Below are 5,700 nucleotides of genomic sequence, written 5' to 3'. Positions count from 1 at the left end.
CTGCTCGCCTTCGCCGCGCGCGCCGCGCAGGACGTCCCCGCCGGGATCGCCGCCGCCCGCTCGGCGCACCCCTCCCCGCTGGCGGCCCTGCACGCGGCCCTGGCCGAGCTGGTCGCCGACGTCGAGGACCGCGAGGCCCTCGTCCACGGCCTGGCGTTCCTGCAGCTCGACGTCGCCGACGAGGGGTTCCGCGCCCACGCCGCCGCCCGCGCCCGCCACCTGGAGGAGGGGGTCGCCCTGCTGCTGGAGGGCGCCGTGCGCGCCGGGGAGCTGCGCGCGGGGACCCCGGTGACCGACCTGGCCCGCTCCGTGCACCTGACCTGCAACGGGGTGCTCGTGCTGTGGCCGCTGACCGGCACCGCGCCGCTGCGCGAGGAGCTGCGCACCGCCGTCGACGCCGTCCTGCACCCGCACCGCCCGCGCACCCCGCGCACCCCACGACCCCGAGGAGGCAACCCGTGAGCACCGAGCCCACCACCACGACCACCGCCACCACGACCGCCGCCACCACGACCGCCGCGTCCTTCACCGGTGCCGTGTTCATCGCCACCAGCCTCGACGGCTCCATCGCCCGCCCCGACGGCGACCTCGAGTGGCTCACCTCGCGCGGCGAGCACGCCGGGGACACCGGCTACGACGCCTTCGCCGCCTCCGTCGACCACCTCGTGGTGGGCCGCGCCACCTACGAGAAGGTCCTCACGTTCGGCGAGTGGCCCTACGCGGGCAAGCCCGTCCTCGTGCTCAGCTCCACCCTGGTCGACGGCGCCGACCCGCGCGTGCGCGTCGTGCCCGGCCTCGACGCCCTCGTCGCGGCCCTCACCGCCGCCGGCGCACGCCGCGTCTACGTCGACGGCGGCCGCACGATCACCGCGATGCTCGCGGCCGGCCTCGTGCACGAGCTGACGATCACCACCGCGCCGGTGCTGCTGGCCGAGGGGCTGCCGCTGTTCGGCGCCCTGGGCCGCGACGTCGCCCTGGAGCACCGCTCCACGCGCGTGCTCGGCGCCGGTCTCGTGCAGTCCACGTACGCGGTGGTGCGCTGAGCGCGCCGGGGAACCGCGTCGCGCCCGGCCGCGCCGGCGGGCACACTGGCGCGGTGCCCGGCGGAAGCCCCCGCCCGGCGGTGGTGTTGGAGGGGTCGTGCACGACGTCCGGGTGAGCCCCGCGCTGACCGTCCCGGCGACCGAGCTGACCGAGCGGTTCTCCCGGTCGAGCGGTCCCGGCGGTCAGGGCGTGAACACCACCGACTCCCGGGTGGAGCTGTCCTTCGACCTGGCCCGCTCCGCCGCGCTGCCCGAGCACCTGCGCGAGCGGGCGCTGCGCCGCCTGTCCCCCCGCCTGGCCGGCGGGGTCCTCACCGTCGTGGCCAGCGAGCACCGCTCCCAGCTGCGCAACCGCGAGGCCGCGCTGGAGCGGCTGCGCGACCTGCTCGCCGACGCCACCGCCCCCGGACCCGCGCAGCGGCGCGCCACCCGCCCCACGCGCGGTTCCCAGCGCCGCCGCGTGGAGGGCAAGAAGCGCCGCGGCGACGTCAAGCGGCTGCGGCGCAGCACCGACGACTGAGCGCCCCGGAGCACGCCCCGGCGGCGCGCGCCGCCGGGCGGGGTCAGCGCCCGGCCGCGCCGGAGCGCTCGTCGTGCGCGGCGGCCAGGACCGCCAGGACGCTGGCGAGATTCTCGGCGGTCACCACGCGCCCCTCCGCCACGGCGCGGCGGTAGGACCTCACGAACCCCAGCCGGGCGTGCAGGTCGGCGCGCTCGCGCGTCCCGCGCGCGGTGGCGAGCTCGTCGTGCAGGCGGGCGTGCAGGAAGTCGGCCAGGGCGCGCCCGGCGGCCTCGTCGTGCTCGGCGCCCCGCGGCGCGGCGGGTCCCGCCGCCTGCGGGTGCACCGGCGCGCCGCCGCCGCGGTGCGCCGGGCGGGCGCCGTGGCGGACCCGAGCGGCCGCCGCGGTAGCCGCCGTCCGGCCGAACGGGTCGCCCCACCACCCGTCCGGCGCAGGCGCGCGGCGCTGCACCGGCGGCCGGGGCCGGCGCGGCGTCTGCTTGGATCGCCGGGTGACGCCCGCCGAGCCCCTGCTGCTGTTCGCCGCCGGGGCGGGAGCGGGCCTGGTGGGTTCCACCGCGGGCCTGGCCTCGCTGGTGTCCTACCCGGCGCTGCTGCTGACGGGCCTGCCGCCGGTGGTCGCCAACGTCACCAACACCGTGGGCCTGTTCGGCTCCACCGTCGGCTCCACGCTGGGTGCGCGCCCCGAGCTGCGCGGGCAGGGCCGGCGCCTGGCGCGGCTGCTGCCGGTGGGCGTGCTGGGCGGCGCGGCCGGGTGCGCGCTGCTGCTGACGCTGCCGGCGGGGTCGTTCGAGAAGGTGGTGCCGTTCCTCGTCGCGCTCGCCTCGACGCTGCTGCTGCTGCAGCCGCGCGTGCAGAAGCTGCGGCCCGGGCGGTTCTCCGACCGCAACCCGCTGGTGCTGCTGGCCCTGTTCGCGGTGGGCGTGTACGGCGGGTACTTCGGCGCCGCGGCCGGCGTGATGATCCTGGCGCTGGCGGAGGTCCTCTACGACCAGCCGCTGGCGCGCAACAACGCCGTGAAGAACGTGCTGCTGGGCGGGGCGAACACCACCGCCGCGGTGGGTTTCGCGCTGTTCTCCGACGTGGCGTGGGGCGCGGCGCTGGCGCTGGGGCTGGGCTGCCTGCTGGGCGGGCGGATCGGCCCGGTGCTCGTGCGGCACCTGGACCCGCGGGTGCTGCGGGTCGTCATCGCGCTGGCGGGTTTCGCGCTCGCCGTGCGGTTGTGGGTGACGGGCGGCTGACCCGGCCGGGGTTCCCCGGCCGGGTCGCGCGCGTCCCGCCGCACCGGGCGGTGCGGCGGGCGGTGCGGCGGGTGGTGCGTCAGGCGGTGGGCTGGGCGGTGGTGCGCCCGTCCAGGAACGGGTAGTCCGTGTAGCCGGTGGCGCCCGGCGCGTAGAACGTCGCCGGGTTCGGCTCGTTCTCCGGGTGCCCGTCCGCCCAGCGCTCCACGAGGTCCGGGTTGGCGATGACCATGCGGCCCACCGCCACCGAGTCGGCCACGCCGTCGGCGATCAGGTCCAGGGCGTCCTGGCGGGAGGTGACCACGCCGAAACCGCTGTTGGCCATCAGGTGCCCCTCGAACCGCTTGCGCAGGCCCTGCACCAGGTCGCCGGCGGGGTCGGCGTGCAGGACGCTCAGGTACGCCAGGCCCAGCGGGCGCAGGCCCTCCACCAGGGCCTGGTAGGTGGCCTCCACGTCGGCGGGGTCCTGCTCCCAGGCGTCCTGGATGTTGTGCGCGGGGGAGATGCGGATGCCCACCCGGCCCGCGCCGATCGCCTCGGCGACGGCGGTGGCGACCTCGACGCCCAGGCGCGCCCGGTCCTCCGGGGAGCCGCCGTACTCGTCGTCGCGGTGGTTGGAGCCGGGCGCGAGGAACTCGTGCAGCAGGTACCCGTTGGCGCTGTGGATCTCCACGCCGTCCAGGCCGGCGTCCACCGCGCGCCGCGCGGCGGCCACGAAGTCGTCGACGACGGAGCGCACCTCCTCGCGGGTCAGCGCGTGCGGCACCGGGTACGGCGCCTTGGTGCCGTCGGGCAGGTGCGCCTCGCCCTGCGAGATGGCGATCGCGCTGGGCGCCACGACCCGGTCGGTGCCGGTGATGGCGGTGTGCGAGACGCGCCCGCCGTGCATGACCTGCAGGAACAGGTGCCCGCCGCGGGCGTGCACCGCCTCGGCCACCTGCCGCCAGCCGGCGACGTGCGCGTCGGTGACGATGCCGGGCTGGTGCGCGTAGGCGCGCGACTCGGCGCTGGGGTACGTGCCCTCGGTGACGATCAGGCCGGTGCTCGCGCGCTGCGCGTAGTGCTCGGCGATCAGCGCGTTCGGGGTGCCGTCCGCCTCGGCGCGCATGCGCGTCAGCGGCGCCATGACGACGCGGTTCGGCAGCTCGAAGTCGCCCAGGGTCACGGGCGAGAACAGGTCCACGGGGTCGGGGTCCTTCCGTCGGGGGCCCGGCGGGGGTGCCCGCCGGTCGGTCCTGACGGTGCCAACCCCGTTGCCGGGGGCACTCTTCCCGCGCGTCACCCTGGCCCCGGGCGCGCCGCCCGCGCTGGCGCCCGGCGCGCGTCCGCGAGGGGGTGCCCGTGCCGCTGGAGGGCGCCGACGCCGAGGAGGCCGTGGCCGCCGAGGACGCGCTGCGCCCGTGCACCGGCCTCGACGCCGCACCCGGCGCCGCACCCGGCGCCGCACCCGGCGCCGCACCCGGCGCCGCACCCGGCGCCGCTGCCGCGCCAGGTCCTGGCGGCGGGGCGCCGGCGGGGGGCTCGTAGAGTCGTCGTCCGTGTCCGGAACCCTCGTCGCCGTCGTCTGCGGCCTCGCCGCGGTCATGGGCGGCTGGGCGGTCGTCACCGTCGCCCGCGACCGCCGCGTCGGGCGCGCGCACCTGGTGGGGCTGGCCGTCGTGGAGCTCGCGGTGCTGGCCCTCGTCGTCGACGGGGTGGCCACCCTGGTCGGCGGCCCGCGCCCCGTCGAGCTGGCCACCTCGATCGCCTACCTCGTCGTGGCCCCCCTGGTCCTGCCCGCCGGGGCGTTCTGGACGCTCGCCGAGCGCTCCCGCCCCAGCACCCTGGTGCTGCTCGTGGCGTGCCTGGCCGTCGTGGTCATCGCCTACCGCGCCCTCGAGCTGTTCCAGGTGACGCGGTGAGCGCCGCCGGCCCCGGCGCCCGGCGCACCAGCGGCCTGGGCCGCGTCCTCGTCGCCCTCTACGCCGTCTTCGCCGTCGCCGCCGTCTCCCGCGCGAGCGTGCAGATCGCCACCCGCTTCGGCGAGGCGCCCCTGGCGTACGCGCTGTCGGCGTTCGCGGGCCTCGTCTACGTCCTGGCCACCCTGGGCCTGGCGCGCACCGGCAGCGGCTGGCGGCGCGCGGCGTGGGCCGCGTGCACCGTGGAGCTGCTGGGCGTGCTCACCGTGGGCACCCTCAGCCTGGCCGACGCGCGCGCCTTCCCCGACTCCACGGTCTGGTCCGCCTACGGGCGCGGCTACGGCTTCGTGCCCCTGGTGCTGCCCGTGCTCGGCCTGGTCTACCTGCGCTCGGGGTCGCGGCGCTCCCGCGCGGCGTGATCACCGGGCGCGTGAGCACCGGGCGCGGGGGCTCCGCGCTGCTCGTCGCCGTGCTGCTGACGGCGTGCGCCATGCGCGCCCCGCTGACCGGGGTGGGCCCGGTGCTCGACGCCGTCTCCGCCGGCACCGGCCTGGGCAGCACCGCCGCGGGCCTGCTGACCTCGCTGCCGCTGCTGGCCTTCGCCGCGGCCTCCGGCCTGGTGCCGCGCGCGGCCGGGCGCCTGGGCGTGCAGCCCACCGTGGTGCTCGCCCTGGTGGTGCTGGCCGCCGGCGCCGCGCTGCGCTGGGTGCCCGGGGCGGTGCCGCTGTTCGCCGGCACCGCGCTGCTGGGCGTGGCCATCGCCGTGGCCAACGTGCTGCTGCCGGTGGTGGTGCGCACCCGCTTCGCCGCGCGCGTGCCGCTGGTGACCAGCGCCTACCTCGTCGTCATGCAGCTGGCCGGCGGGGCGGCGTCGGGGGCGGCGGTGCCGCTGAGCGGGCAGCTGCCCGGCGGGTGGCGCTCGGCGCTGGCGGTGTGGGCGCTGCCGGCGGTGGCCGCGGCGCTGCTGTGGGCGCCGCTGGCGCGCGCCGGGCGGGCAG

The 5,700-nt window shown here is 78.4% G+C and carries 9 protein-coding genes and 1 pseudogene; 8 read left to right on the top strand and 2 right to left on the bottom strand.

What is annotated here, in order from left to right; genetic code table 11:
• The 3 genes from GTR00_RS24060 to arfB form a co-directional block, all read left to right on the top strand.
• Positions 1–462, top strand: a 462-nt coding sequence (locus GTR00_RS24060) for a TetR/AcrR family transcriptional regulator (protein ID WP_166612066.1), incomplete at its 5' end; no start/stop codon positions are given.
• Positions 459–1,043, top strand: a complete 585-nt coding sequence (locus tag GTR00_RS24055; RefSeq protein WP_166612065.1) for a dihydrofolate reductase family protein — start codon at positions 459–461, stop codon at positions 1,041–1,043. The genes GTR00_RS24060 and GTR00_RS24055, both read left to right, overlap by 4 nt.
• Positions 1,044–1,140: 97 nt before the next feature.
• On the top strand, positions 1,141–1,563 hold the full coding sequence (gene arfB / locus GTR00_RS13155; RefSeq protein ID WP_166612064.1) for an alternative ribosome rescue aminoacyl-tRNA hydrolase ArfB: 423 nt from the start codon (positions 1,141–1,143) through the stop codon (positions 1,561–1,563).
• A 43-nt stretch (positions 1,564–1,606) separates the two neighbouring features.
• Here arfB and GTR00_RS13150 read toward each other — a convergent pair whose 3' ends face one another.
• Positions 1,607–1,888, bottom strand: a complete 282-nt coding sequence (locus tag GTR00_RS13150; protein ID WP_166612063.1) for a hypothetical protein — start codon at positions 1,886–1,888, stop codon at positions 1,607–1,609.
• Positions 1,889–2,054: 166 nt separating this feature from the next.
• Between GTR00_RS13150 and GTR00_RS13145 the strand changes: the two genes are divergently transcribed.
• Entirely contained in the window at positions 2,055–2,804 is a 750-nt protein-coding gene (locus GTR00_RS13145; protein WP_166612062.1) for a sulfite exporter TauE/SafE family protein, read from the top strand.
• A 79-nt stretch (positions 2,805–2,883) separates the two neighbouring features.
• Here GTR00_RS13145 and GTR00_RS13140 read toward each other — a convergent pair whose 3' ends face one another.
• Entirely contained in the window at positions 2,884–3,987 is a 1,104-nt protein-coding gene (locus GTR00_RS13140; RefSeq protein WP_166612061.1) for an alkene reductase, read from the bottom strand.
• Positions 3,988–4,145: 158 nt separating this feature from the next.
• Here GTR00_RS13140 and GTR00_RS13135 point away from each other — a divergent pair, with 158 nt between their 5' ends.
• The 4 genes and pseudogenes from GTR00_RS13135 to GTR00_RS13120 all read left to right on the top strand — a co-directional run.
• Complete coding sequence (locus tag GTR00_RS13135) at positions 4,146–4,331, top strand: hypothetical protein (protein WP_166612060.1); 186 nt, start codon at positions 4,146–4,148, stop codon at positions 4,329–4,331.
• Positions 4,332–4,342: 11 nt separating this feature from the next.
• Positions 4,343–4,705 carry a hypothetical protein gene (locus tag GTR00_RS13130; RefSeq protein WP_205705725.1) on the top strand — a complete coding sequence of 121 codons (363 nt, stop codon included), beginning with the start codon at positions 4,343–4,345 and terminating at the stop codon, positions 4,703–4,705.
• Entirely contained in the window at positions 4,702–5,121 is a 420-nt protein-coding gene (locus tag GTR00_RS13125) for a hypothetical protein (RefSeq protein WP_166612059.1), read from the top strand. The genes GTR00_RS13130 and GTR00_RS13125 overlap by 4 nt, the downstream gene beginning before the upstream one ends.
• A gap of 11 nt (positions 5,122–5,132) precedes the next feature.
• Positions 5,133–5,700, top strand: a pseudogene (locus GTR00_RS13120) (CynX/NimT family MFS transporter); the annotation flags it as partial.

Origin of the sequence: Kineococcus indalonis, from assembly GCF_009906395.1 — a bacterium.
Taxonomy (GTDB): Bacteria; Actinomycetota; Actinomycetes; order Actinomycetales; family Kineococcaceae; genus Kineococcus; species Kineococcus indalonis.
Note: the sequence above shows the minus strand (reverse complement) of the source record. Positions and strands in the feature narration are given on the sequence as shown.